Genomic DNA, 24,120 nt, shown 5'->3' with positions numbered 1-24,120 from the left:
GACACTCCGGCGGTAGGTTGAGGACATGGACGAACGTGTGCTGGTGACCGGCGCCGCAGGGTTCATCGGGCGGGCTGTGGTGGCGGCCCTGCGACAGCGCGGAGTGCTGGTGACCGCGGTGGACCGGGAGCCCTCGGCCGACATCTGGGACGACGGCGTGCACGTGGTGACCGGCGACCTGGCCGACCAGGAGGTCTGTGTCGGGGCGTTCGAGACCCGGCCGACCGCTGTGGTCCACCTGGCCGCGCTCACCTCGGTGCTGAAGTCGGTCGACGCGCCGATGCAGACCTTCGCCCAGAACGTGACCATCACCCAGGTCCTGCTCGAGCTGTCCCGCGGCAGCGGGGTGGACCGGTTCGTGCTCGCGTCGACCAACGCCGTCGTCGGCAACGTCGGTACGTCGACCATCACCGTTGACCTCCCGCTCCGGCCGCTGACGCCGTACGGCGCGACCAAGGCGGCCTGCGAGATGCTGCTCTCGGCGTACTCCGGCAGCTACGGCCTGACGACCGCGGCGCTGCGGTTCACCAACGTCTACGGGCCGGGAATGTCGCACAAGGACAGTTTCGTGCCGCGGATGATGAAGGCGGCGCTCAAGGACGAGGGTGTCCGGATCTACGGCGACGGCAACCAGCGACGCGACCTCGTCTACATCGACGACGTCGTCGCCGGCGTGCTGCTCGCGCTCGACAAGGGGTACGACGGCCGGGCGATCATCGGCTCGGGTCGCGCGGTGTCGGTGCTGGAGATGGTCGAGACCGTCCGCGCCGTCACCGGCCGCCCGGTCCCGGCCGAGCACATCGAGGCGCCGGCCGGGGAGATGCCGGCCGTCGTCGTCGACATCGGCAACGACCTCGGCTACGCACCGACGGTGTCGCTCGAAGACGGGCTCGCCCGCACGTGGCAGTACTTCCGCACCGCGTGAGGCGCGTCCTCCGGACGCACTGGCTGCTCGCCGCCTTCCTGGTGGTGGGCGCAGTGCTGCGGGTGCTCGCGACCGTCGCCTACCAGCCGGCGATCATCTACACCGACTCGGTGCAGTACCTGAACAACATGAAGGCGCTCAAGCCGGACGCGCTCAACCCGATCGGGTACGAGTTCGTCCTGCGTCCCCTCCAGGCACTCGGCGGCGTCACCACCGTCGTGATCGTTCAGCACCTGGTCGGTCTGCTCCTCGGCGTCGCCATCTACGCACTGGCCCGTCGGCTCAACGTGTACCGCTGGCTGGCCGCGGTGGCCGCGGCACCGCTCCTGCTCGACGCCTACCAGGTGCAGATCGAGCAGAACATCATGGCCGAGACGACCTTCGACGTACTGCTCGTCGCGATCCTCTGGCTGTTGCTTGGCTGGGGCACGCCCGGCTGGAAGCGTGCGCTCGGGGCGGGTCTGCTGATCGGGGCAGCCTTCGCGGTCCGGGCGATCGGCATGACTCTGCTGATCGCGGTCGTGCTTTACCTGGTCGTAGTGGGCAATGCCTGGCGTCACCGTCGCCTCGAGTTGGTACGGCGTACTGCCGCAGCCATAGCCGGTTTCGCGGTGGTGTTCGGCGCTTACGCGACGTACTTCCACGCTGAGACTGGTCGATGGGGATTCACCGGTGCGGAGAACCAGGTGCTGTACGGCCGGACCGCCGTGGTGGCCGATTGCTCGAAGCTGCCGCTCGACGAGGGCACCCGGCTGTTCTGCCCCAAGGAGCCGCTCGGCGAGCGCCTGGGGGTGGACAAGTACGCGCACAACCACTACGGCGACCCGAACTGGCCTGGACCACTGCCGCCCGGCACGACCAAGCAGGAGCTTGCCTCGGAGTTCGCGCGGTTGGTGATCCGGCATCAGCCGCTGGACGTCACCCGGGCCGCGTTGAAGGACTTCCTCAAGGGCTTCGCCCCGACCCGGACCACCTCGCCGGACGACGTACCGCTGGAGCGCTGGCAGTTCCAGACCACGTATCCGAACCTGCAGGATCCCAACACCACCAAGGCCGCGGTCAAGTGGGGAGGGTCCGAGCCGCACGTGGAGCACGTGCCGGCCGTCATCCTGCGCGCCTACCAGTTGAACGGTGGCTACACGTCCGGTCTGGCCCTCGGGATCTGCGTGCTGATCGCACTCGCCGCTGTGGCCGGGCTCGGTCGGGCGAAGACTTCGGGGCTCCGGTCGGCTGCGCTGCTTCCGGCCGCGGCGGGCGTGATCCTGCTCCTGGGCTCGGCGGCCTTCGAGTTCTCGTGGCGCTACCAACTGCCCGCTCTGGTGTTCTTCCCGCTGGCCGGAGCGATCGGGCTGCGCGCGCTGCTCGGCAAGGACCAGGCCAGGCCGGCGATGGCCGACTACCCCGACCCCGTGGACGCGGCGGCGGTGAAGGACTTCGGTACGCCGTCGTTCGCGCCGATCGTCGTGGTCATTGCCGCCTACAACGAAGCGGGCGGGATCGGCCCGGTGCTGGCGAACATGCCGCGGACCTGCGCCGGCCTCCCGGTCGACGTGCTGGTGGTGGTCGACGGGTCGACCGACGACACCGCCGAGGTCGCCCGGCGGCACGGCGCGTACGTCTGCGTTGCCCCGAGCAACCGTGGTCAGGGCGCCGCGCTCCGGCTCGGCTACCACCTCGCGGCCGCGGGCGGCGCGGAGTACGTCGTCACCACAGACGCGGACGGGCAGTACGACAACGACGAGCTCGACGTCCTGCTGGAGCCGATCCTGCTCGAACGGGCCGACTTCGTCACCGGGTCGCGCCGGCTCGGGGCCGAGGACGCGGACAGCCGGCTGCGCTGGGTCGGGGTCCGGGTCTTCGCGGTGCTGGCGTCGATCCTGACCCGGCGGAAGCTGACCGACACGTCGTTCGGGTTCCGCGCGATGCGGGCGGACCTGGCGACCGCGGTGACGCTACGTGAGCCGCAGTACCAGTCGTCGGAACTGTTGCTCGGTGCCCTCGCCCTCGGCGCCCGGGTGGTCGAGCTGCCGATGACGATGAAGCGTCGGGGCGACGGGATCAGCAAGAAGGGCCCGGGGCTGGTGTACGGCGCGAACTACGCGCGGGTGATGACGACTACGTGGCTACGGGCGTACGTGCTTCGGCGGGCTCGGCTTCGGCGGCCGGCGACGGCTTCCTGGCGAACACGTACCGGTCGAGCAGCACGAACTTCAGGATGAACAGCACGCCGTACGTGCCGAGATAGGAGCCGCTGACGATCACCGTCTGCCAGGCGTGCGAGACGGTCCAGTCCTGGACCAGGCGGTCGGTGACCGTCGTGACGATCGCCGCCAGCACCGCCGACGCCACCACGATGATTGCGTACGGCAACAGGTCGCGACCGGCCGGGCCGCGGTGGCCCCAGGTCCAGCGGCGGTTGATCAGGTAGCTCGGCACGGTCCCGGTCACCCAGGCGACCAGCGAGGCCACCAGCGCCGCCGTACCGAACCAGTAACACAGCGCGAACGCCACCTGGCTGAGCACGGTGGCGACCACCGAGGCCGCCGAGTACTTCGCCCAGAGCAACAAACGGGTCCGGCTCAGGCCGGATCCGCTGATCACCTTGGTCAGACTCCCCATTGGGCCTATTGTGCACCTCCGCACCTAACGGTGACCGTCCGCGCGGATTCACAGCCAATTGCCAGCTTCCGAGTGGGGCCGGTCACGTTAGGGAAGCGGGTACTCGGGATAGGAAGGACTGTGCAAGCCAACATTCCCACAGGAAGGCGGCCGAGCCGTGCGCGTACTCGTTCTGGGCGGTGACGGTTACCTAGGGTGGCCGACGGCCCTGCATCTGTCCGACCGCGGCCACGAGACGGCCGTGCTCGACAACTTCGCCCGCCGGGGCTACGACCGCGAGCTGGGGGTGCAGAGCCTGGTCCCGATCCAGGACCTGGAGACCCGCGTCGCGGCCTGGGAGGAAGTGTCCGGCAAGACCGTCCCGGCGTACGTCGGCGATCTGCTGGACGCCGACTTCGTCTACCGGGTGCTGCGGGAGTTCGAGCCGGACGCGATCGTGCACTTCGCCGAGCAGCGGGCGGCGCCGTACTCGATGATCGACCGCGAGCACGCGGTCTACACCCAGCACAACAACGTCGTCGGCACGCTGAACCTGATGTACGCCGTCGCCGAGACCAACCCGGACGTCCACCTGGTCAAGCTCGGCACGATGGGCGAGTACGGCACGCCGAACATCGACATCGAGGAAGGCTGGCTGGAGGTCGAGCACAACGGCCGCAAGGACCGGATGCTCTACCCGAAGAAGCCGGGTTCGTTCTACCACCTGAGCAAGGTGCACGACTCGCACAACCTCGAGTTCGGCTGCCGGATCTGGGGTCTGCGGGTCACCGACCTCAACCAGGGCGTGGTCTACGGCCAGGAGACCGACCAGACCGTCCGGGACAGCCGGCTGGCGACGCGGTTCGACTACGACGCCGTCTTCGGCACCGTGCTCAACCGGTTCGTCATCCAGGCCGTGCTCGGCGAGCCGCTGACCGTCTACGGCACCGGCGGCCAGACGCGCGGCTTCCTGGACATCCGCGACACCGTCGAGTGCATCCGGCTGGCAGTGGAGAACCCGGCCGACGCCGGCGAGTTCCGCGTCTTCAACCAGATGACCGAGAGCTACTCGGTGTCCCAGCTCGCCCAGAAGGTCGCGGAGTGCTTCCCCGGCCCGGTCCAGGTCGAGCACCTGGAGAACCCGCGGGTCGAGCAGGCCGAGCACTACTACAACGTGAAGCACACCGGCCTGGTCGGACTCGGGCTCGAGCCGCACCTGCTGTCGGACACGCTGATCGACTCGATGTTCGACATCGTCGCCGCGAACAAGGACCGCGTCGACCCCGGGGCCCTGCTACCGACGGTCCGCTGGAAGGGCCACCTCAAGCAGCGCTAGGCCGTCAGGCACGACCTAGACGAAGAAGCAGAAGATGTGGCCGACCGGGTCGGCGTACACCCGGACGTCGGGTTGCGGCTGGAAGTCCTGCAGCCGGGCGCCGAGGGAGGTCGCGTGGTCGTGCGCGGCCTCCAGGTCGTCCACCTTGAAGTCGAGGTGGAGCTGCATCTGCTGCTTGCCGCCCTCACTCGGCCAGGTCGGCGTCCGGTAGGCCGGTTCCGCCTGGAACGACAGTTTCGTGTCGTTCGGGCCGGTGGCGGTCGCCCAGGTCTCGTCGTCGTCGCCGAGCTCCCAGCCGAGCAGCTCGCAGTAGAAACGCGCGAGCTTCCGCGGCTCCGGCGCGTCCAGCACTACTCCCTTGAGTGGAATCATCTTCGTACGCTAACGGCGGCCACCGACAAGCAACGTCGGAAGCACGGCCAGGAACCGGTCCTGCCGCCCACGGTCGGCCTGCTCCGCCAGCCAGCTGTCCGCGTCGTCCTGGGTGATCAGCGCCTTCTCGACCGCGGCGGCGGCCGCCAGCTCGAGCTGCCGCGCCAGCAACTCGTGGTCGGTGACCACTTCGGTGTGGACCACGACCTCGACGTCCCGGAACCCGGCGTCGAGCAGCCGGTCGCGCAGACCACGGGCGGCGCGCGGAGCCGCCGACCGGGACTCCAGCCCGAGCAGCACGACGTCGGTCAGGTCCTGGTCCGGGCTGTCGATCAGCACGAACCCGTAGTCCTGCCCGCCGAGAACGACGCGTCCGCCCGGCCGGATGACCCGCCACGCCTCGGCCACGGTCGGGACAGGGTCGTCGAGCAGGTGGAAGAGCCGGACGGCCCGGTAGCCGTCGACCGAGGCGTCCTCCAGTGGCAGGTCGCCGGAGTGTGCCACGTGAAACATCGCGTCGGGGACCCGCGACCGGGCGGCTTCGATCGCCACCGGGTCCGCGTCCACCCCGATCACCATCAGGCCGGCCGCCGTCAGGTCGGCGACCGCGTGCCCGGCGCCGCAGCCGACGTCGACCGCCGTGGCGCCGCGGTGCAGGTCCAGCAGCCGGTACGACTCCGCCCGGAGCTCCGCCGCCCCGGGCCGTTCCTCGATCCGTTCCAGAACGCTCATGGTGCCAGGCTGAAACTTCAGGTCCACCTGAAGTCAACCTGTCACACTTCCGGTCGGCGATCCGTCAGGCTCGGTGGCAGGACGGCCCTGCCATTACATCGAACCGGGAGACCAGTGATGAAGTTCGCGAAGACCATCGTCTACGTCGAGGACGCGCAGGCGTCGATCGAGTTCTTCCAGCGCGCGTTCGGCTTCGAGGGAACGTACTGGGACAACGGCGCCGGCATGGTCGACGCCGGCGGCACCCAGCTCCACTTCGCCACCTACGAGCTCGGCCAGGGTCACCTGCCGGAGATCGGCAAGCCCGGCGCGGTCGCGTTCGAGATCTCGCTGACGAGCGAGGACGTCGAAGCCGACTTCCGGCGCGCGGTCGAGGCCGGCGCGCAGCCGCTGAAGGAGCCGGAGAAGTCGCCGTGGGGGCAGGTCACGTCCTACCTGCGCTGCCCCAACGGCACCGTCGTGGACCTCGCCTCACCGGCCTAGGCGCTGCTAGTTCATCGACACCCTGTCGAAGGTGGTGGTGGTGAAGCGGACGTCGACGCCGACCTCGTCGCCGACCGCCGGGGGCGGCACCGCCGACGGCAGGAACAGCATGCTGGCCTGCATGTGCGGCGGCTCGGCGAACCAGCGCTGCTTGCCCTCGATGGTGAACGGCGACAACGCCATCCCGGCCGCGTCCAGGCTGCCCTTCGCCATCGCGATCGCCCGCTGGCGCACGGACGCGGCCGCGGTCGGAGCCTCCAGGCCGACGCCGTGCGCCGTCCCGCCCGACACCACGAGGATGTGGCCGTCGCCGCTGACCCGCCGCTGCCGGTAGCCGACCCGCTCGCCGCGGCGGACCGAGTGCACGTCGAGCACGGTGGCCCGCACGGTCAGCGCACCACGGTCGCCGAGCCAGAGGCCGGTCCCCATCCGCAGCCGTACGTCGTCGCCGATGTCGGTCAGCTTCTGCGCCGGGACGTGCGACACCCAGAGTGGTCCCCGCCGGACGTCCTGGGCCGCCTTGCCCAGCTCCGCGGCCTCCCGGAGGTTGCCCGACGTACCGCGGGGGCCCATCGGGAAGTGCAGGGACCAGCCCTCGAACCGGATCCGGTCGAGCGCGTTCAGCAGCATGGTGTGCCGCAGTTCGCGCGCACCGATCCCGTGCCGGCGCATCGAGGTCTGCACTTCGATCAGCACCCGGCTGCCGGCCGGGATCGACACCAGGTCGGCCAGCCGGCTGACGGTGTGGATCACGTTCTTGCTCTGCGGGATCTCGTGGAACGGGCGCCAGGGCGACAGGACGACGACGTCCTCACGAGAGTCGGGCGGGACCTCGAAGTACGTGCCGACCGCGACCGTGCGCGCCCCCATGGCCCGCGACTCGGCCAGCAGCCGGTGGTTGCCGAAGCCGTACCCGTTGCCTTTGGCAACCGGGACGATGTCGGGGTTCCAGGTGGAACGCAGGTGTTCGCGCCATCGATCGGAATCGACGTGCAGGACTAGGGGCATGGTGTCAACGCCGTCTCATGTAGAGGTCGAATGCGGTGTAGAGCGCCTTGTTCAACGGCAGATCCCACTCACCGACGTACTCGACGGCCTCGCCGCCGGTGCCGACCTTGAACTGGATCAGCCCGACGTGCGGGTCGTTCGGGTCCAAGGTGTCGGTGATGCCCCGTAGGTCGTACACGGACGCGCCCGCCGCGAGCGCGTCCGACATCATGCGCCACTGGATCGCGTTCGATCCGCGCACGTCCCGCTTGGCGGTCGAGCTGGCACCGTAGGAGTACCAGGAGTGACCGCCCACCCGGACCCAGATGGTCGACGCGACCAGGTCGCCTTCGTGGTAGGCGTTGTAGATCCGGAAGTCGCAGCAGTCCGACGGCTGGTCGGCCATCGCCGCGTGCATCTTCTCGAAGTACGGCAGCGGCCGCGGGGTGAAGTGGTCCCGCTCGGCGGTCTCGACGTACAGCTGGTGGAAGGCCTTCAGGTCCTCGGCGCCACCCTGGCTGACCTCGACGCCGGCCTTGTCCGCCTTCTTGATGTTGCGCCGCCAGAGCTGGTTCATGCCCTTGAGCAGGTCGTCCTGGCTGCGGCCGGCCAGCGGGACCTGGAAGACGTACTGCGGCTGTCCGGCGGCGAACCCCTCACCGGCCCGCGGCGCCTTCCAGCCGAGGGCGCGCAGCTGGTTGGCCACGGTCGCGCCGGACGGCTCGATCGCGTCGGCCCGGACGTCGCCGAGCTTCGGCTGCTGACCGCCCGCGATCGCGTCCTTGATCGTCTTGGCACCCCAGCGCCGGGTCGCGACCGGCGGACCCATCCGGACGCCGAACGCGCCGTGCTCCTGCAGGTGCGCCGCGAGCGGGCGCAGGTACCGGCCGAGGTCGACGGCGTCCCAGTCGATCACCGGGCCCTCGGGCAGGTAGGCGAGGTACCGCTTCACCTTCGGCATCTGCCGGTAGAGCACCAGGCCGGCGCCGACGAGCTCGGCGGGGTTCGCCGGGTCGAACCAGCCGAGTGACTCCGCCTTCCACTCACTCTTCACCGCCGCCCACCCGGGGGTCTGCAGGAAGCTCGCCGACGGCTGCGTCGCGATGTAGGCGGCGTGCTCGTCGGCCGAGATGGTCCGGATGCTCAAGTCACTCACGGTCGGTCAGGTTACCGGCCCGGAGCTTTGAACCGTAGCCGAGCCGGTTTCCCTGTGGACTACCGGGAGAGCAGTTCCTCCGAGACCTCCCACAACCGAGTGGCCGACTCCGGATCGAGCGCGTACTCCGCGACCCCGCTGTACTCGCTGTCACCGGCGGGCAGGGCCTCGTTGTTGTCCTCGAAGTACCGGCCGGTGATGCCGTCGACGAGCGGCGACGCGGCCAGCAGGACCGAGGTGGACGCACCCTGCGCGGTGGTCTTCCACGGGAACTCCTCCCAGGCCTTCAGCTGCTCGGGCGAGACGTAGCGCTGCAGCGCGGTCCGGATCCCGCCGGGCATCAGGGCGTTGGCGACGATCCCGTCACTCGCCCAGCGCTTGGCCGCCTCGACGGCGAACAGCACGTTGGCCGTCTTCGACTGCCCGTACGCCAGCCACGGTTCGTACTCGCGTCGCTCGAAGTGGAGGTCGTCGAGGTGGACGTCCGAGCGCAGGTGCGCACTCGAGCTGACCGACACGATCCGGGCGCCGCCGGCCTGCGCGAGGGCATCGTGCAGGCCGGTCGCGAGACCGAAGTGGCCGAGGTGGTTGGTGGCGAACTGGTGCTCCCAGCCCTCGATGGTGCGGTTCAGCGGCTCCGCCATCACGCCGGCGTTGTTCACCAGGATGTGGAGCGGTCCGTCCCAGCGCTCCGCGAACGCCCGGACCGACGTGCGGTCGGCGAGCTCGAGCGGTGCGACGAAGACGTGGTTGTTGCCGGTGGTCTCGATGATCCCGGCCGCGGTGCGCTCACCGGCGGCGGTGTTGCGGACCGCCAGAGTGACCTCCGCGCCGGCCGAGGCGAGCGCGCGGGCGGTCTCGACACCGATCCCGGACGCGCCGCCGGTGACGACCGCGCGCCGGCCGGCGAGGTCGACGCCGGCGATCACCTGCGCGGCGGTGGAGTCGTGGCCGAAGGGGGTGGTGATTCTGCTCATCAGGGTTGGTCCTGTTCTGCGAGCTAGGCTTAACCGGAGGGTCCTCCGGTAGGTTCAGTTAACTGGAGGATCCTCCGGTTATCAAGTCCGATAGGTTCTGGGGTCAGGAGGGAGGGGAGATGGGCACTGGCGAGCGCCCCCTGCCGGCCGACGCGCAGCGGAACCGGGACCAGATTCTGGCCTCGGCCGCACGAGCGTTCTCGACGTGCGGCCTCGAAGCCACGCTGGAGGGGATCGCGAAGGACGCCGGAGTCGGCATCGGCACCCTCTACCGGCATTTCCCGACCCGTGAGCTGCTGATCGAGGCGGCGTACCGCAGCGAGCTGGCGGCCATCTGCGACGCCGCACCCGAGTTGCTGGACTCGATGCCGCCCGCCGACGCCCTCCGTACCTGGATGGACCGCTACATGGATTACATGACGCGCAAGCTCGGCATGGCCGACGCCCTGCGTGCGGTGATCGCGTCGGGGGCCAACCCGTACGCACAGAGCTTCGAGCTGCTGGTCGGCGCGATCAAGCCGTTGCTGGACGCCGGCGCCGCGGCCGGTGACCTCCGCTCGGACGTGTCGGCGGACGACGTCCTCGTCAGCATCAGCGGGGTCGCCCTCGCCGCCGGGAAGAACCGCGACCAGGCGGACCGGGCCCTCAACCTGTTGATGGACGGCCTGCGCTACCGGGGGACGTGACGTGCGGAAGGTCGCGTTGGTGACCGGGTCGGCGTCAGGGATCGGGGCGGCGACCGCGCGGCGGCTGGCCGCGGACGGGATGACGGTCGCGGTGCATTCGCGGTCGAGCCGGGACGCCGGCGTCGCGCTGGCGTCCGAGCTCGGCGGGAGCTATCACCAGGCCGACCTGGCCGACGACGCCGCGGCCTCGGCGCTGGTCCCGAGTGTGCTCGCGGAGCACGGGAGACTCGACGTACTGGTGAACAACGCGGGGATCAGTTGGCCGGTGCCGCACGCGGACCTGGACGGGCTGACCGCCGACGACTGGCGACGGCTGCTCGACGTGAACCTGATCGCACCTTGGCTGTTGTGTACGGCGGCCCTGCCCGCCCTCCGCGCGTCCGGCGGTTCCATCGTGAACGTCACCAGCCATGCCGGCGTCCGCCCGAAGGGAAGCTCGGTCGCGTACGCCGCCTCGAAGGCCGCGCTGAATCACGTGACCAAACTGCTGGCCGCCGCGCTCGGACCGTCGGTCCGCGTCAACGCGGTCGCGCCTGGTCTGGTCGACACTCCGCTCACGGCTCCTTGGACAGCGGCCCAAGAACTGTGGAAGAGCTCGAGTCCGATGGGGCGCGCGGCCCAGCCGGCCGACGTCGCCGACCTCATCTCGGCGGTTGTCCACAACTCCTACCTCACCGGCGAGGTGATCCTGCTCGACGGCGGGCTGAATCTGCGCTGAGTTCTGTCGGCGCGGGCACCTACGATCGCGGCCGTGTCCTTGGGTCGAGACTTCCGGCGGCTGTGGGTCGCGTTCACCGTCAGCGCCGTCGGATCGGCGGTCGGCCAGGGCGCCTTGCCGCTGATCGCCGTACTCGCGCTGGACTCCACCACCTTCCAGGTCTCCCTGCTGGCCGCGCTGTCCGCGATCGCCGGCGCGGCGATCGCGTTGCCGATGGGGAACTTCATCGAGCAACGGCGGAAACGGCCGGTGATGATCACGGCCGATCTCGGGCGGTTCGCGGCCCTGGTGAGTGTCCCGGTCGCGGCGGGGTTCGGCGTACTCACCTATGCGCACCTGTGCGTGGTCGGTGTCGTCCAGGCGGCCGCGACGATCGCGTTCCAGTCCGCGAGCGGTGCGCACCTCAAGGCGCTGATCCCGGCCGAGGGACGGGCCGAGGCGAACAGCCGGTTCGAGCAGACCAACTGGCTCTCGCTGAGCGTGGGGCCGGCGATCGGGGAGCGCTGGTCAGCCTGGTCGGCGCGACGACCACGCTGGCGGTGGACGCGATCTCGTTCCTGGGGTCGGCGCTCGGCATCCGGCGGATCCAGCAGCCCGAGCCCGACCCGGTACGGCGGGACGCCAAGGCGGACCTCACGGCCGGATGGCGGTACATCTTCGGGCATCGCGGACTTCGCGCACTGTTCTGGAACTCGCAACTGTTCGGCGGTCCGGTCATGATGACCTCGCCGTTGCTGACGGTCCTCATGCTGCGTGACCTCGGGCTGCCACCGTGGAACTACGGGGTCTCGCTCGGTGTGTCCTGCCTGGGCGGCGTCCTGGGCGCCCGGCTCGTGCCCCGGCTCACCCGGCGATACGGACTGCACACGATGCTGTTCGTCTTCGGCGTCCTCCGGGCGCCGTGGTTGCTGCTGATGCCGCTGGCGCCGAACGGCTGGGGTGGATTCGTCGTGATCACCGCGGCCGAGACCGGGCTGCTGGTGGCCGCCGGGGCGTTCAACCCGTCGTTCGCGACCTACCGGATGGACGCGACCGAGGACGGGTTCATGGCGCGGGTGGTGGGCTCGTGGGCGATCACCTCGCGGTGCGTGCAGCCGGCGTTCATGGCGTCGGGCGGAGTGCTGGCCGCGCTGATCGGGCTCCGCGGTGCGCTGTGGGTTGCCGGAGTGTGCTGCCTGACCAGTGCCTTCGTGCTCCCGTGGAAGGCGGCTAGACCAGCCCCATTGCCTGAGCCAGCCTGACCACGTTGCCCATGATCCCGTCGGGCTGCGCGTCCAGGTAGGCGATCGCCTTGTCGACCGGCAGCACCAGCACCTCGACCACCTGCTCGCCGTCGTCCGGGTTGGTCGGCTCCTGCGCGACGACGACGTCCGCGACCACGTTCGCCCAGTACGAGACCGGGTGCGGCAGGTGCGGCCGGTACGGCTCGGGGCGGCGGTGCTCGGCGCGATGCGCACCGAGCCAGGTCATCGGCCCGGTCAACCGCGCGCCGGCCTCCTCGAGCAGCTCTCGCTCCACCGTCTGCTCGATCGTCTCGTCCGGCTCGCGGGTGCCTCCGGGCAGGAACCGCCAGCCAAGGTCGTTGCCGCAGACAACGATACCGCCCTCGGTCCGGCCGAGGACGTGCACGTTGCTGATCAGCTCGTCCGGCGGCTCCTCGGTCTGGAACCGGACGTCGAGATCACCCCAGGCCCAGTAGTCCGCCGCGAAAAGCTCGGGAAACCGCTCGGCCCAGGTCTGCATGCCGAGCATTGTCCCGTGCTGCGCTACGGTCCCCCCATGGCGGCCCCATCACCGGACCCATCGCCCGACCCGACGCCGGACGCGGAGCGCGCACGCCGTACCACCGCGCGCCTGCTCGGTGGCTGCGCCGCGCTGACCGTGCTGGTCGGCATCTTCCAGCTCGGCGAGATCGTCCAGGGGGCCGACGAGTACGGCGCCGGCGCCTGGCTCGGCGTGACCGTCGCGGTCCTCGCCATCCTCGGCCTGGTTGCCCTGTACGGCGCCTGCGCGCTGGGCCGGGCCACCCTGCGGACGCGACTGATCGGCAAGCTCGACGTGTTCCAGGTGGCGACCGTGCTGCTGCTGGTCGCCGTCACCGCCGGGGTCCTGATCCCCACCCGGAACACGACCGCCCTCGCGCTGCTGCTGCCGTGGGGGATCACCTACTGGGTGCACGGGCTGGACGCGACTACTTCAGATGAGCCCTGAGGTAGTCGATGTCGGCCTTCTGACCATGGTCGGCGTTCGGCGTCTCGACCACCACCGGCGCGCCCGCGGCCTGCACCACCGCGACGATGTCCGCCGGGTCGATGTGGCCTTCCTCGAAGTTGCTGTGCCGGTCGGCGCCGGAGCCGAACTCGTCACGTGAACCGTTGGCGTGCACCAGGTCGATCCGGCCGGTGATCGCCAGGACCTTCTCCACGATCGTCGGCAGTTCCTCGCCGGCCGCGTGGAAGTGGCAGGTGTCCAGGCAGAAACCGACGTTCTCCAGGCGGTCGTTCCCGGACGCCTGGACGGCGTCCCACAGCCGGGCGATCCGGTCCAGCTGGCGGGCCATCGCGTTCTCGCCGCCGGCAGTGTTCTCGATCAGCAGCGGCACCGGCAGCTCGGCCCGCTCGATGCACTTGCGCCAGTTGTCGAACCCGGCCTCCGGGTCGTCCTCCTCGCCGACGTGCCCGCCGTGCACGATCACGCCCTTGACCGCGATCTCGGCGGCCTTGTCCAGCGTCTGCTGCAGCAGCTTGCGGCTCGGGATCCGGATCCGGTTGTTCGTGTTCGCCACGTTCAGCCGGTACGGCGCGTGTACGTACAGGTCGACGCCGGCCGCGGCCGCCCGTTCCTTGAGGGCTTCCTCGCCGTCGGCGTACGCGAGCTTCGGCGCCTTGTAGTCCTGCGGGTTGCCCAGGAAGAACTGGACCAGGTCCGCTCCTCGGTCGGCCGCCTCGGCCAGCGGGTCCTGCTGATCCACATGCGCACCCAGCTTCAAGCTCATGGACCCACCCTAAGACGGCTCACCGACAGGATTGAATTCCTTCCCCGCCCCACCGCCCCGATCTCGAGAATCCCATCCGGCGGACCGCGTCACCGGGCGGGATTCGTGCGTCGGCCGCTGGACGGGCCGGCCCTCGAACTCGGTCGACAGGACTACGTGAGTGTTCATCTCGCCGTGCTCACCGAGCCGCTCGAACAGGCCTTCGAGGTGCCGCATGGAGGTGACCCGGACCCGGAGCATCGAGCAGGAGTTGCCGCTGAGCTTGTGGATCTCGAGCACCTCGGGGAAGTCCTCGGCCCGCGTGGTCTTGAGCAGGCACCGCCCGGTCGTGCAGCGCATTTGCACGAAGGCGGACAGTGGCTGGCCGGCCCGGGCCGGGTCCACCTGCGCCCGGTAGCCGACGATCACGCCGGCGTCCTCGAGCCGGCGTACCCGGTCCGCCACCGCCGGCGGTGACAGGTTGACCCGCTTGCCGAGCTGGTTGAAGGACAGCCGCCCGTCGGCCTGCAGCTCGGCGAGGATCTGCCAGTCGGTGGCGTCGAGGTCTCGCTCCTGAAAGGTCATTGCCCCAGAACACCTTCGGAATCGCTACCGCACAAGCCCGAACGCCTTGTATCAGCCCTTCAGCCTCGGCGGCCGCCTTTCTAGCGTGGTAGACGTGTTGATCCCCGTCGTTGTGGCCGCGGCTCTGATGAACGCCGCCATGGTCGCTGCCAGCGCGATGAGCACCATCCTGGTCGCGGACAGGCTGAGCCCAAGTCTGGCGGGTCTGCCCAACACGGCCGGCGTACTGGGGACGGCGGCCGGCGCACTGGCCGTCGGCAGGTGGACCGCCCGCCAGGGCCGCGCTCAAGCCCTCCGGTCCGGGTACGGCGTCGGTGTCGCCGGCGGAGCGATGACAGTGCTGACCGCAGTGGGCGCGCACCTCGCTCTGCTGCTCGCCGGCATGCTCCTGATGGGAGTCGGCAACGCGGCCGGCCTGCTGTCCCGGTACGCCGCGGCTGACGCCGTACCGGCCGCTCGACGCGCTTCGGCCATGAGCACAGTCGTCTGGGCGAGTACGGCGGGTGCAGTCGCCGGACCGTTCCTCATGGCACCGTCACAGTCCTTCGCCGCGTCACTCGGCCTGCCGGGGGAGTCCGGGCCGTTCCTGGTCGCACTGATCACTGTGTTCGCGGCACTGCTGTCGTCCGTCTACATCCGGACCGCACGTTCCAGCGACGAGCCTCTGACGCGACAGCGGCTACGCACCGACGAAGCCCCTCGTACGCCGCTCGCCCTCGCGGCCGGCGTGATGATCGTCGGGCACCTGGCCATGGTCGCGCTGATGAGCTCCGTCCCCCTCCACACCCATCAGCACGGCGAGGGCCTCGCTGTGCTGGGAGTGATGCTGGCGGCGCACACGCTCGGCATGTTCGCACTGGCTCCGCTCACGGGATGGTGGATTGACCGCGCAGGGGCGCGGCCGGTGATGCTGTCCGGACTCGTTCTGCTGCTGGGCTCCGCCGTACTGGCGACCCAGACCGGTCTGGTGTTCACACCCGCTCTGTTCCTGCTCGGCTACGCGTGGAACCTTTGCTACCTCGGCGGCAGTGCGCGTCTGGTGTCGGCGGAGCAGGAGAGCAGGGTCGAGTCGGCCATCTGGGCCGTTGCGGCACTGGCCTCGGGTACGTCGCCCTGGCTCTTCACCATCGGCGGATTCCCGCTGCTCGCGGGGCTGGCGTCGTTGCTGGCCCTTCCGTTGCTGGTCCTGATGGTGCGGCCACCGGCGGGCAACCGGCGCGTACGGCTCTAGCCGGACCGGCCCGTGATCGGTCCGGAGAGTGACGACTGGCGGACTGTTCGTGAGAAACCTCCGCAAACTGCCCTGTGGATATGGTCAAGAGGGCGTCCGGACGCTGGTATTCTCTTGGGTGTGGCCCGGTCCATCGACCGGGCTCGTTGCTTGGCGTCGGCGGCAAGTGCCGGCGTGAAGCCCATCGCATCGCCCTCCTGCCACGGAGAGACCGTGGCCGCCAAGTCCGAAGGAGGTGGAGTTCGCGCATGCGTCGTTACGAAGTCATGGTGATCCTCGACCCTGAGCTCGATGAGCGCACCGTGGAGCCGTCCATCGACCAGTACCTGAACATCGTCCGCAAGGAAGGTGGCACGGTCGAGAAGCTCGACATCTGGGGTCGTCGCAAGCTCGCCTATGACGTGAAGAAGAAGGCCGAAGGCATCTACGCCGTCATCGACCTGACCGCCGAGCCGGCGGTGGTGAAGGAGCTCGACCGTCAGCTCACGCTGAACGAGTCGATCCTCCGCACCAAGGTCATCCGGCCGGACCAGCACTGATCCCTGGGGTCGTCAGCAGCATCGGTACTGTCGGCACCAGCCGCTACCAATAGCTGTAGACACAGCCACACCCGATAGCAGGAGGAACGGCAATGGCAGGCGAAACCGTCGTCACACTGGTCGGCAACCTGGTCGACGATCCGGAGCTTCGGTTCACCCCGTCCGGTGCCGCCGTCGCGAACTTCCGGATCGCGTCGACGCCGCGGACGTACGACCGGCAGACCGGTGAATGGAAGGACGGCGAGTCGCTGTTCCTGAGTTGTTCGGTCTGGCGGCAGGCCGCGGAGAACGTGGCCGAGTCGCTCCAGCGCGGCATGCGCGTGATCGTGCAGGGCCGGCTGAAGTCCCGTTCGTACGACGACCGTGAGGGCAACAAGCGCACGGTCTTCGAGATCGACGTGGACGAGGTCGGTCCGAGCCTGCGCAGCGCCACCGCCAAAGTGACCCGGGCGATGCGCTCCGGGCCCGGCGGCGAAGGTGGCGGCGGCTTCGGTGGTGGCGGTGGCAACCAGGGTGGAGGCCACGCCGGCGGCGGCCAGGGCGGCGCCGCCCCGCAGAACGACCCCTGGGCGACCCCCCAGCAAGGCGGTGGCGGCCAGTCCGCTCCGCAGAACGACCCCTGGGCCAGTCAGGGCGGCGGCGGCTCGATGGAGGAGCCCCCGTTCTGATCCGGTCCGGGTCGTGACCACGAGACAAGAGTGACCATTCCGGCACCTGTGCCGGGCTCTGGAAGGAAGAGAGCACCACAATGGCCAAGATCGTTCGGAAGCCGAAGAAGAAGGTCTGCGGCTTCTGCAAGGACAAGGCGACGTACGTCGATTACAAGGACACCGCGCTGCTGCGGAAGTTCATCTCGGACCGCGGGAAGATCCGCGCCCGCCGGGTGACCGGGAACTGCGTGCAGCACCAGCGCGACGTGGCCACCGCTATCAAGAACGCTCGTGAGGTGGCGCTGCTGCCGTACACGAGCACGGCTCGCTGAGGGAGGTCCGGCACATGAAGCTCATCCTGGCGCAGGAGGTCGAGAACCTCGGAGCCCCCGGTGACATCGTCGAGGTGAAGGACGGCTACGGCCGCAACTACCTCGTCCCGCGCGGCCTGGCCATCGCCTGGACCCGCGGCGCCGAGAAGCAGATCCAGTCGATCAAGCGGGCGCGGGACGCCCGGGCGATCCAGGGCAAGGAGCACGCGAGCGAGGTCAAGAACCAGCTCGAGCAGCTCACCGTCAGCCTGGCCGTCAAGGCAGGCGACACCGGCCGGCTGTTCGGCTCGGTCACCCCGGCCGACATCGCCGGTGCGATCAAGTCCGCGGGCGGTCCGCTGGTCGAGAAGCGCGCGATCGCGATCGCGTCGCCGATCAAGACCACCGGCAAGCACCAGGTCTCGGTCCAGCTGCACCCGGAGGTGGCCGCCACGGTCCGCCTCGAGGTTGCCGCCGGCTGACCTCAGCAGTCCGTAAGTAAGGCCCGCACTCCACTCGGAGTGCGGGCCTTGCTCGTGCCAGGTGTCATTCGGGCTCGGGGGCCGGCCAGGACTGGGGTTGCGGATCGGCGCCAGTTCCCGAGTTCGCCTCGGGTGGGTCCACGGGAGGCCACGAGATCGGGGCCGGGTCGGCCGCGCCGCCGGTGGTGGTCGGTAGCTCGATCGTCGGCCACTGCACCGGATCCGGATCGTCGGCGGCGACCGCCACCCCGGACGGCACCAGCAGCAGCGCGGTCAACACGCCGGCCACCCGGAGCAACCGCCCCGACGTCCGCCCGCCGGCCATCTGGGGCAGCAACCGCCCCGAGGTCCGCCCGCCGGCCGCCGGGATGGCCCGCCCTGGCGCCCGCGCGCCGGCGAGGAACCGCCGCGCCGTCCTGGCGGCCCGTTCCGCTTGCGCCCGCCTCGGGGTCACGGCTTGTCCAGGGCGTAGAGGACGGAGTTGTGGACGACGATCGCGTGACCGCCGGCCAGGCCCCACGGACGCGCTGAGTTCTTCGGCAGCGTGTGTGCCGGACGACCCGGCGCGGTCGCGACCAGGTCCTGGTCGAGGGTCCCGAAGATCGTCGTCCCGGTGATCGACAGCGGCTCGAACCCCGGGCTCGTGAACGTCGTCCCGGCGGTGAAGTTGATCAGGCACTCACCCCACGCCGCGACCTTGCGGGAGGTGTCCGGGACCCACTGCCACCGGTCGGCCGCGTTCTTCTTGGTCGGTTTGCAGGTGGCGACGACGGAGCCGTCGGCGCTCGAGTGCACGGCGGGGGTCACGATGTCCGCAATCTTGGTCTTCCACAGCACCAGCGCGAAGCCCGGGCTCGCGGCCACCACGTGGTCGACGTCCTTCAGGCCGGTCGGCGGCTTGAGTGCGAGCTCCTGCCGATCCTTGCCTGGCCGGCTCCAGTACAGCGGTCCGCCGTACCGGGCCATCAGTGCCTTGTCGCCCTCGGCGAGCAGGATGGTGGACAACCGCGGCTGGTTCGGTACCGCCTTGAGCTCGCCACCGGACACGACGGCCGCGCCGGCGTCGGACCCCAGCTGGACCAGCGGCGACGTACCGAAGAACTGCACATCGGCCGAGTTCGGCAGCTCGACCTCTTCCGGGAGGGCGCCGTCACCGGCCCAGTAGTACAACGTGTCCGGCGTCGCGACCGCGAGCACCGGCTCGGAGTCGATCGTGGTGTAGACCGGGCTCTTGGCATCCTTCGGCACCTTGTCCTGCCAGAGCACCTTGCCGTTGGCGTCGAACACCGCGAGCTTCTGGTCCGGCGTCAGTACGGCGACCTCGGTTCCGTCCGGCTTCACCGCCGGTTTGGTGTTCTCGGCGATGTCGACCGTCCAGGCCGCCTTGGTGGACCAGCCGGGAGGGGCCGGCCGGGCGGCGAACTGGTCCGGACCGACGGTCGGCTCGGGCAGCGCCGGTAGTTTCGGCGACTCCGTCGCCTTGGGTACGCCGTCACCGAGCTTGCTGAACACGGCGACGTACAGCACGGTCCCGATGATCAGGGCACAGGCCACGGCCGCGGCCAGGACGATCGGCCAGATCGGCTTGGCGCCGGAGCCCGAGCGGCCCTTGCTGTCCACGTCGACGGCCTCGACCCGGCCGTCCGGATGGATGATCAGCGGCCAGGAGGCGCCGTCGGACTCGACCGCGGTCGCCTTCACCGGGCGGCCGAGCTGCCCGGCCCGCTCGCTCACCAGCGCGATCGCCGCCTGTCGCGGGTCGTGATGGTTGACCGGGTGGCTGCGGCCGGCGATCTTCACCTCGGCGTTGTGGTCGTCGTACAGCCGGATCGTCACCTTGGGCCAGGACGGGATCTTCTCAGCCACGCCGACCTCTCATTCCCGCCACTCGACTCCTCATTCGTTCGCTCCGGTCACATCCGGTCGTAATGGTCCAGACCGCTGTGTCGGCGAGCCACCGCCCGAGTCACCGGCAAAGTAGACCACTAGCATGTCCACCGCACCAACGGCAGGCCGGTAGCCCTGGCAGGCCCGACGACGCGAGCCTGTGGCTCGACTGACCCCGACAAGGGGGTAGAAACATCCTCGCCTGTGGATGGGTCACGAAAGTACACCCGGAAAGCGAGAGAATACGGTGGGCGACAGCCTGTGACGCAGCGCGAGAGGAGGGGGCATGACGCAGAACCCGTGGACTCGGCAGCAATCGCCGACCCCGGGTCCGCAGCCGCCGGGTCCCCCGCCGCAGCCTGCCGACCGGATGCCGCCCGGCCCGTCCGCGCCGCAGCACGGTGTTCCCGCGCCGGCCGAGGACCAGCGACTCCCCAAGTTCGCCATTCCGGCGGCGGACACGCTCTGGTGGGTCGGCGTCCACGGTGGGTCCGGCGAGTCGACGATGGCGCAGCTGCTGCCGGGCACGCGGGCGGCCAACCATCGCTGGCCGATCCCGCCGCCACCGGTGCCGACACCGGTGATCCTGGTCGCCCGGACGAGTGGTTCGGGGCTGCGGGCCGCCCAGCGGGCCGCGATCGAATGGGCCTCGGGAGTGGTCCAGGGCGTCGCCGTGCTCGGCCTCGTGCTGATCGCGGACGCGCCCGGCCGGCTGCCCCGTGTCCTCGACGACTTCGCCGACATCGTCGGCGGTGGTGTGCCGAGGGTGTGGGACGTCCCGTGGATCGAGGAGTGGCGCCGAGGGGAGGCACCCACCCCTGACAACACCCCCGACGAGGTTTTCGAAGTCCTTGAATCCATCTACGCTCTGCGCGCGTCAAACCCAGCGGACTACCCCGCCCCGTACTGAAAGGCATATACCGCGATGATGTTGGCACATCTGATCTCGGAGGCCGCGAGCGTGCTTCCGCTCGTCGACGACCCGGGCACCGGCCAGGCGCCTCCCGGTTCCGAGCAGTTCAACAAGGTGATCGGCTGGGTGACCTGGATCGCCTTCAGCATCTGCCTGCTCGGTGTCGTGATCGCCGGCGCGATGATGGCCGTCGGCCAGCGGCGCGGCGAGGGCGGTGAGCACGCGGCCCGGCTCGGCTGGGTCCTCGCGGCCTGCATCGTGATCGGTTCCGCCTCGATGCTCGTGAACGGCCTGACGTGATCCGAGGCTGTTGCGACCGCCCCGAGACGCACGCAGCCGGAGCCTGATCGCCCGTGGGTCTGTTCAGCGGAGACTCCGGCTCCAAGGACGACGACGCCGGGGGTGAGGCGCCCGGGCTCTGGCAGGAGCGAGGTTTCGTCGCCTCGGCGATCGTCGTCGGAGCCGTGGTCGTCTGCCTGCTGGTCTGGTTCTTCGCCCGGGACCCGGGGACGCCGGCCACCCAGCCGACGGCCTCGCCGAGCGTCGTCGAACCGACCGAACAACCCACCGGCGAACCGACCGTGCCGCCCGCCACGCCCACGGACGAACCAACGCCCACGTCCACACCGTCCGGACCGCCGGCGTCCGGTCGCGGTGGCTGCTACACCAAGAACCCGGACCAGGGACGCCCACGGGTGGCACCGTCGGGGGTGACCTGGCAGTTCGAGGCGAACATGCTCATTCCGCTCCAGCAGGAGGGTGGTCCGGCCGTCACGGACGAGTCCGGTGTGCTCTCCTGTTTCGCCCACTCCCCGACCGGCGCCGTCCTCGCGGCGATGGTCACCCTGGGCCAGATCCGCAACCCGGAGCTGACCGACCGCGTCCTGGCCGCCCGGATCGCGCCCGGCCCGGGCCGGAATCGGGCCATCAGTGAGGCCCGGGTCACCCGAACCCCCCGCAACGAGGGCGACGCCTCGCAGTTCACCGGCTTCAAGGTGATCGACTACACGAAGGATCGCGCCATCGTCTACATCGCCGTCCGGCTGGACAGCCAGAAGATCGCGGCGCTGCCGGTGACGCTGACATGGTCCCGCGGCGACTGGCGGATCGTGCTGCAGGAGGACGGCAGCTTCAACGGCAGCGTGCAGCCGGACGTGCTGCGGTCGCTCGACGGCTACATCCGCTTCAGGGGCGCGTGATGATCGCCCTGGGCTGTTCCTGGGCGCCCTGGGACTGGGACGACTGCGTCGAGCAGTTCCTCGGTGACGCCGTCGAAGCCGCCTTCGGGACTTTCTTCGACGTCATCTTCGACGCCATCCGGGCGGTGGTGGTCGAGGCCGTCAAGATGGTGATGGAGGCCGTCGGCTTCCTCTGGATCTGGATCGACACCCCGGACGTGTCCAACAACGGGGCCGTCGGCTTCATCCAGGTGCACACCAACTACATCCTGGGGACGGCGGCCGCCATCGCGGTGATCGTCGGCGGCATCCAGATGGCGATCTCACACCGCGGCGAGCCGTTGCGCGACATCCTCAAGTCGCTGCTCACGATGGTGGTCGTCTCCAGCGCCGGCGCCGTCTTCGCCGCCACGCTGATCCAGGCCGCGGACCAGTTCTCCTCGTGGATCATCGGCGAGGCGCTCGGCGCGGACGACAGCGGTTTCGCGGGCAAACTGGCCGATCTGATGATCGATCCGCTCAAGGATCCCGGTGAGACGCTCGGCGTGGCGCTGGTGATCTTCGTCGGCATCCTGATGGTGGTCACCGCGATCATCCAGCTCGGGTTGATGATCGTCCGCTACGGCATGCTCGTGCTGCTGGTCGGCGTACTCCCGCTGACGGCGGCCGCGACCAACACCGAGATGGGCATGATGTGGTTCAAGCGGGCGGTGGCCTGGCTGGCCGGGTTCATCATCTACAAACCGGTGGCGGCGCTGATCTACGCGACCGCGATCAAGCTGATGGCGAGTCCGGCGACGCCCGAGGGCGCGCCGGAGGGTACGCCGCAGACGCTCAAGGTCGTCATGGGCGTGACGATGATGATCATCGCGGTGGTCTCGCTCCCCGCCATCCTCCGGTTCGTCTCACCGAGGACGTCCTGACATGATCGCGCTCGGATGCAGCGACGGCTGGCTGGAATGCCTGACGTCCATCGTCAGCGCGGCTCTCGCTCCTGTGGTCGAAGGACTGATCGAGTTGATCTTCGAACCGATTCTCGAGGCCGTCGCCAAGGCCGTGACGCTCGTGATGGGCACCATCGGCACCTTCTGGGTGTACGTCGACACGCCCGACGTCGGCAGCATGACGACGGGGCAGCCGGCCAACGACACCGTCGGCTGGGTCTGGGCGCACACGCAGTACATCGCCGCATTCATCGCGATGATCGGGCTGCTGGTCGGCGGCATGCACATGGCCTGGAGCCACCGCGGTGACGCGGCCCGGGACATCCTCCGCTCGCTGCTCACGCTGGCGATCGCGTCGCTGCTGTCGGTGGCCGTCGCGCAGGCTCTGATCGAGTTCGGCGACAAGTTCTCCGACTGCATCGTGACCACCGCACTCAGCGACAGCGGCGAAGGCTGGCGCTGCGGCATGGGGAACACCGGCGGCGGGACCGGCTTCGGCGAGACGATGACGGCGATGATCGGGCTGTCCGCGACCGTGGGGCCGATCGGCATCGGCCTGGCCATCACGATCGGCATCCTGACGATCATCGCCGGGGTCATCCAGATCGTGTTGATGGTGGTCCGCAGCGCGATGCTGATCCTGCTGCTCGGCGTGCTGCCGATCGCGGCCGCGGCGACCAACACCGAGATGGGCCGGACCTGGTTCAAGCGGATCGTCGCCTGGCTGTTCGCCTTCATCCTCTACAAACCGGTGGCCGCGATCGTCTACGCGACCGCGATCAGGCTCACCTCGAACAACGGCGAGGGCCTGAACTTCGGGAACTCCGGCGATTCGGTCGGGGTCCAGGTGATGAACATGGTCACCGGTCTCACCATGCTGGTGCTCGCGCTGTTCGCGCTGCCGGCGCTGATGCGCTTCCTCGTCCCGATGGTCGCCGCGACCGCCGGCGGAGCGGGTGCGGGCATGCTCGCGGCCAAGATGACCGGAATGGACAAGCTGGCCGACAAGGTCCAGCAAGGAGCCGACCAGGGTGGTGGTGACGGCGGCGGCCAGGGCCCGACCGGCGCCCGCAACGTCGGCCGGGCCGGCCAGCAGCAGAGCCCGAGCGGCTCCGGCGCCGGCGGTGGTGGTGGAGCCGGAGGTGGCGGTGGTCAGGCCGGCGCCGCAGGTGGTGGCGGCGGAGGCGGAGGCAGTGCCGCCGCGGCAGGCGGTGGCGGTGGCGGCGGTGCTGCGGCCGCTGGTGGTGCCGGTGGTGGAGGAGCCGCGGCCGGTGGCGCCGCCGCGGCCGGCGGTGGTGCCGCAGCGGCGGCCGGCCCGGCGGCAGCTGCCGTGGTCGCGGTGAAGATGGGTGTCGACAAGACCAAGGAAGCCGGCCAGATGGCTGCCTCCGAGTCCTTCGACAACGACGCCATGGACGGAGGCTCCGGTGGCGGTGGCGGTGGCGGTGGCGGTGGC

Annotated in this window: 28 protein-coding genes and 1 pseudogene; 18 read left to right on the top strand and 11 right to left on the bottom strand. The window is 69.8% G+C overall.

Translation table 11 applies throughout. The features are described from left to right. The first annotated feature begins 25 nt into the window (after window positions 1-25). Together E1218_RS15955 and E1218_RS15950 are read left to right on the top strand one after the other, a co-directional pair. Window positions 26-925, top strand: coding sequence for an NAD-dependent epimerase/dehydratase family protein (locus E1218_RS15955; protein ID WP_165949287.1), 900 nt, complete (start codon window positions 26-28; stop codon window positions 923-925). Continuing rightward, window positions 922-3,144, top strand: coding sequence for a glycosyltransferase family 2 protein (locus tag E1218_RS15950; protein ID WP_132320803.1), 2,223 nt, complete (start codon window positions 922-924; stop codon window positions 3,142-3,144). Before E1218_RS15955 ends, E1218_RS15950 begins: the two co-directional genes overlap by 4 nt. On the opposite strand, the gene E1218_RS15945 is transcribed toward E1218_RS15950, so the two are convergent. Beyond that, complete coding sequence (locus E1218_RS15945) at window positions 3,041-3,544, bottom strand: GtrA family protein (protein ID WP_132320801.1); 504 nt, start codon at window positions 3,542-3,544, stop codon at window positions 3,041-3,043. The two genes, E1218_RS15950 and E1218_RS15945, sit on opposite strands and share 104 nt — an antisense overlap. A gap of 157 nt (window positions 3,545-3,701) precedes the next feature. Between E1218_RS15945 and E1218_RS15940 the strand changes: the two genes are divergently transcribed. Further along, entirely contained in the window at window positions 3,702-4,859 is a 1,158-nt protein-coding gene (locus E1218_RS15940; protein WP_132320799.1) for an NAD-dependent epimerase/dehydratase family protein, read from the top strand. Between the two features lie 15 nt (window positions 4,860-4,874). Here E1218_RS15940 and E1218_RS15935 read toward each other — a convergent pair whose 3' ends face one another. Both E1218_RS15935 and E1218_RS15930 read right to left on the bottom strand, forming a co-directional pair. Beyond that, complete coding sequence (locus E1218_RS15935) at window positions 4,875-5,231, bottom strand: VOC family protein (RefSeq protein WP_132320797.1); 357 nt, start codon at window positions 5,229-5,231, stop codon at window positions 4,875-4,877. Window positions 5,232-5,240: 9 nt separating this feature from the next. Then, window positions 5,241-5,963, bottom strand: coding sequence for a methyltransferase domain-containing protein (locus E1218_RS15930; protein WP_132320795.1), 723 nt, complete (start codon window positions 5,961-5,963; stop codon window positions 5,241-5,243). A 117-nt stretch (window positions 5,964-6,080) separates the two neighbouring features. Between E1218_RS15930 and E1218_RS15925 the strand changes: the two genes are divergently transcribed. Continuing rightward, on the top strand, window positions 6,081-6,446 hold the full coding sequence (locus tag E1218_RS15925; RefSeq protein WP_132320793.1) for a VOC family protein: 366 nt from the start codon (window positions 6,081-6,083) through the stop codon (window positions 6,444-6,446). Window positions 6,447-6,452: 6 nt separating this feature from the next. Here the strand turns inward: E1218_RS15925 and E1218_RS15920 are convergent, their stop codons facing one another. From E1218_RS15920 to E1218_RS15910, 3 genes are read right to left on the bottom strand one after another with little or no spacing between them, the layout of a single operon-like run. Next, window positions 6,453-7,454: an alanine racemase gene (locus E1218_RS15920; protein ID WP_132320791.1), complete on the bottom strand. Its 1,002-nt coding sequence runs from the start codon at window positions 7,452-7,454 to the stop codon at window positions 6,453-6,455. 4 nt (window positions 7,455-7,458) lie between these two features. Then, window positions 7,459-8,589, bottom strand: coding sequence for a lipid II:glycine glycyltransferase FemX (locus E1218_RS15915; protein WP_132320789.1), 1,131 nt, complete (start codon window positions 8,587-8,589; stop codon window positions 7,459-7,461). Window positions 8,590-8,648: 59 nt separating this feature from the next. Then, entirely contained in the window at window positions 8,649-9,566 is a 918-nt protein-coding gene (locus E1218_RS15910; protein WP_132320787.1) for an SDR family NAD(P)-dependent oxidoreductase, read from the bottom strand. 119 nt (window positions 9,567-9,685) lie between these two features. On the opposite strand from E1218_RS15910, the gene E1218_RS15905 reads away from it, so the two are divergent. From E1218_RS15905 to E1218_RS38210, 3 genes and pseudogenes are all read left to right on the top strand, one after another. Further along, window positions 9,686-10,252, top strand: coding sequence for a TetR/AcrR family transcriptional regulator (locus tag E1218_RS15905; RefSeq protein ID WP_132320785.1), 567 nt, complete (start codon window positions 9,686-9,688; stop codon window positions 10,250-10,252). Between the two features lies 1 nt (window position 10,253). Beyond that, the gene (locus tag E1218_RS15900) at window positions 10,254-10,970 is read left to right on the top strand and encodes an SDR family NAD(P)-dependent oxidoreductase (RefSeq protein WP_132320783.1); all 717 of its coding nucleotides are present in this window, start codon (window positions 10,254-10,256) and stop codon (window positions 10,968-10,970) included. Between the two features lie 33 nt (window positions 10,971-11,003). Next, window positions 11,004-12,211: pseudogene (locus E1218_RS38210) on the top strand (MFS transporter). On the opposite strand, the gene E1218_RS15890 reads toward E1218_RS38210, so the two are convergent. After that, window positions 12,180-12,713 (bottom strand): NUDIX domain-containing protein, encoded by a 534-nt coding sequence (locus tag E1218_RS15890; protein WP_132320781.1) that lies wholly within the window; start codon window positions 12,711-12,713, stop codon window positions 12,180-12,182. The pseudogene E1218_RS38210 and the gene E1218_RS15890 sit on opposite strands and share 32 nt — an antisense overlap. Window positions 12,714-12,749: 36 nt before the next feature. Here E1218_RS15890 and E1218_RS15885 point away from each other — a divergent pair, with 36 nt between their 5' ends. Further along, complete coding sequence (locus E1218_RS15885; protein ID WP_132320779.1) at window positions 12,750-13,181, top strand: hypothetical protein; 432 nt, start codon at window positions 12,750-12,752, stop codon at window positions 13,179-13,181. On the opposite strand, the gene E1218_RS15880 is transcribed toward E1218_RS15885, so the two are convergent. Beyond that, the gene (locus E1218_RS15880; protein WP_132320777.1) at window positions 13,162-13,965 is read right to left on the bottom strand and encodes a deoxyribonuclease IV; all 804 of its coding nucleotides are present in this window, start codon (window positions 13,963-13,965) and stop codon (window positions 13,162-13,164) included. The genes E1218_RS15885 and E1218_RS15880 overlap by 20 nt on opposite strands. A 9-nt stretch (window positions 13,966-13,974) precedes the next feature. After that, window positions 13,975-14,529, bottom strand: a complete 555-nt coding sequence (locus E1218_RS15875; RefSeq protein WP_233712258.1) for an Lrp/AsnC family transcriptional regulator — start codon at window positions 14,527-14,529, stop codon at window positions 13,975-13,977. A gap of 94 nt (window positions 14,530-14,623) precedes the next feature. Here E1218_RS15875 and E1218_RS15870 point away from each other — a divergent pair, with 94 nt between their 5' ends. From E1218_RS15870 to rplI, 5 genes are all read left to right on the top strand, one after another. Then, window positions 14,624-15,760: an MFS transporter gene (locus E1218_RS15870; protein WP_132320775.1), complete on the top strand. Its 1,137-nt coding sequence runs from the start codon at window positions 14,624-14,626 to the stop codon at window positions 15,758-15,760. Between the two features lie 248 nt (window positions 15,761-16,008). Then, window positions 16,009-16,299 (top strand): 30S ribosomal protein S6, encoded by a 291-nt coding sequence (rpsF, locus tag E1218_RS15865; protein WP_132211461.1) that lies wholly within the window; start codon window positions 16,009-16,011, stop codon window positions 16,297-16,299. Between the two features lie 92 nt (window positions 16,300-16,391). Next, entirely contained in the window at window positions 16,392-16,967 is a 576-nt protein-coding gene (locus tag E1218_RS15860) for a single-stranded DNA-binding protein (RefSeq protein ID WP_132320773.1), read from the top strand. A gap of 80 nt (window positions 16,968-17,047) precedes the next feature. Continuing rightward, window positions 17,048-17,281 carry a 30S ribosomal protein S18 gene (gene rpsR / locus E1218_RS15855; protein ID WP_132320771.1) on the top strand — a complete coding sequence of 78 codons (234 nt, stop codon included), beginning with the start codon at window positions 17,048-17,050 and terminating at the stop codon, window positions 17,279-17,281. Window positions 17,282-17,295: 14 nt separating this feature from the next. Beyond that, complete coding sequence (gene rplI, locus E1218_RS15850) at window positions 17,296-17,742, top strand: 50S ribosomal protein L9 (RefSeq protein WP_132320769.1); 447 nt, start codon at window positions 17,296-17,298, stop codon at window positions 17,740-17,742. Between the two features lie 64 nt (window positions 17,743-17,806). Here rplI and E1218_RS15845 read toward each other — a convergent pair whose 3' ends face one another. After that, entirely contained in the window at window positions 17,807-18,196 is a 390-nt protein-coding gene (locus tag E1218_RS15845; RefSeq protein WP_132320767.1) for a hypothetical protein, read from the bottom strand. Next, window positions 18,193-19,608 (bottom strand): hypothetical protein, encoded by a 1,416-nt coding sequence (locus tag E1218_RS15840; protein ID WP_132320765.1) that lies wholly within the window; start codon window positions 19,606-19,608, stop codon window positions 18,193-18,195. Before E1218_RS15840 ends, E1218_RS15845 begins: the two co-directional genes overlap by 4 nt. A 307-nt stretch (window positions 19,609-19,915) precedes the next feature. On the opposite strand from E1218_RS15840, the gene E1218_RS15835 reads away from it, so the two are divergent. The 5 genes from E1218_RS15835 to E1218_RS37770 form a co-directional block, all read left to right on the top strand. After that, on the top strand, window positions 19,916-20,539 hold the full coding sequence (locus tag E1218_RS15835; protein ID WP_132320763.1) for a DUF6668 family protein: 624 nt from the start codon (window positions 19,916-19,918) through the stop codon (window positions 20,537-20,539). 18 nt (window positions 20,540-20,557) lie between these two features. Beyond that, the gene (locus tag E1218_RS15830) at window positions 20,558-20,842 is read left to right on the top strand and encodes a TrbC/VirB2 family protein (RefSeq protein ID WP_132320761.1); all 285 of its coding nucleotides are present in this window, start codon (window positions 20,558-20,560) and stop codon (window positions 20,840-20,842) included. Window positions 20,843-20,895: 53 nt separating this feature from the next. Beyond that, on the top strand, window positions 20,896-21,741 hold the full coding sequence (locus E1218_RS15825; protein WP_132320759.1) for a hypothetical protein: 846 nt from the start codon (window positions 20,896-20,898) through the stop codon (window positions 21,739-21,741). Next, complete coding sequence (locus tag E1218_RS15820; RefSeq protein ID WP_132320757.1) at window positions 21,741-22,643, top strand: type IV secretion system protein; 903 nt, start codon at window positions 21,741-21,743, stop codon at window positions 22,641-22,643. The genes E1218_RS15825 and E1218_RS15820 overlap by 1 nt, the downstream gene beginning before the upstream one ends. Window position 22,644: 1 nt before the next feature. After that, window positions 22,645-24,120 (top strand): hypothetical protein (locus E1218_RS37770; RefSeq protein WP_132320755.1); only part of this gene is annotated, 1,476 nt, incomplete at its 3' end.

The organism is Kribbella turkmenica (assembly GCF_004348725.1).
GTDB lineage: Bacteria > Actinomycetota > Actinomycetes > Propionibacteriales > Kribbellaceae > Kribbella > Kribbella turkmenica.
The sequence above is the reverse complement of the archived record's forward strand: the minus strand, read 5'-3'. Positions and strand labels throughout refer to the sequence as shown.

Excerpts from the sequence above, each read along its gene's own strand:
- E1218_RS15875 (WP_233712258.1), bottom strand. The coding sequence starts at position 14,529 with ATGACCTTTCAGGAGCGAGACCTCGACGCCACCGACTGGCAGATCCTC.
- rpsF (WP_132211461.1), top strand. The coding sequence starts at position 16,009 with ATGCGTCGTTACGAAGTCATGGTGATCCTCGACCCTGAGCTCGATGAG.
- E1218_RS15935 (WP_132320797.1), bottom strand. The coding sequence starts at position 5,231 with ATGATTCCACTCAAGGGAGTAGTGCTGGACGCGCCGGAGCCGCGGAAG.
- E1218_RS15885 (WP_132320779.1), top strand. The coding sequence starts at position 12,750 with ATGGCGGCCCCATCACCGGACCCATCGCCCGACCCGACGCCGGACGCG.
- E1218_RS15945 (WP_132320801.1), bottom strand. The coding sequence starts at position 3,544 with ATGGGGAGTCTGACCAAGGTGATCAGCGGATCCGGCCTGAGCCGGACC.
- E1218_RS15820 (WP_132320757.1), top strand. The coding sequence starts at position 21,741 with ATGATCGCCCTGGGCTGTTCCTGGGCGCCCTGGGACTGGGACGACTGC.
- E1218_RS15830 (WP_132320761.1), top strand. The coding sequence starts at position 20,558 with ATGTTGGCACATCTGATCTCGGAGGCCGCGAGCGTGCTTCCGCTCGTC.
- E1218_RS15905 (WP_132320785.1), top strand. The coding sequence starts at position 9,686 with ATGGGCACTGGCGAGCGCCCCCTGCCGGCCGACGCGCAGCGGAACCGG.
- E1218_RS15930 (WP_132320795.1), bottom strand. The coding sequence starts at position 5,963 with ATGAGCGTTCTGGAACGGATCGAGGAACGGCCCGGGGCGGCGGAGCTC.
- E1218_RS15890 (WP_132320781.1), bottom strand. The coding sequence starts at position 12,713 with ATGCAGACCTGGGCCGAGCGGTTTCCCGAGCTTTTCGCGGCGGACTAC.
- E1218_RS15880 (WP_132320777.1), bottom strand. The coding sequence starts at position 13,965 with ATGAGCTTGAAGCTGGGTGCGCATGTGGATCAGCAGGACCCGCTGGCC.
- rplI (WP_132320769.1), top strand. The coding sequence starts at position 17,296 with ATGAAGCTCATCCTGGCGCAGGAGGTCGAGAACCTCGGAGCCCCCGGT.
- rpsR (WP_132320771.1), top strand. The coding sequence starts at position 17,048 with ATGGCCAAGATCGTTCGGAAGCCGAAGAAGAAGGTCTGCGGCTTCTGC.
- E1218_RS15835 (WP_132320763.1), top strand. The coding sequence starts at position 19,916 with ATGACGCAGAACCCGTGGACTCGGCAGCAATCGCCGACCCCGGGTCCG.
- E1218_RS15920 (WP_132320791.1), bottom strand. The coding sequence starts at position 7,454 with ATGCCCCTAGTCCTGCACGTCGATTCCGATCGATGGCGCGAACACCTG.
- E1218_RS15955 (WP_165949287.1), top strand. The coding sequence starts at position 26 with ATGGACGAACGTGTGCTGGTGACCGGCGCCGCAGGGTTCATCGGGCGG.
- E1218_RS15910 (WP_132320787.1), bottom strand. The coding sequence starts at position 9,566 with ATGAGCAGAATCACCACCCCCTTCGGCCACGACTCCACCGCCGCGCAG.
- E1218_RS15860 (WP_132320773.1), top strand. The coding sequence starts at position 16,392 with ATGGCAGGCGAAACCGTCGTCACACTGGTCGGCAACCTGGTCGACGAT.
- E1218_RS15925 (WP_132320793.1), top strand. The coding sequence starts at position 6,081 with ATGAAGTTCGCGAAGACCATCGTCTACGTCGAGGACGCGCAGGCGTCG.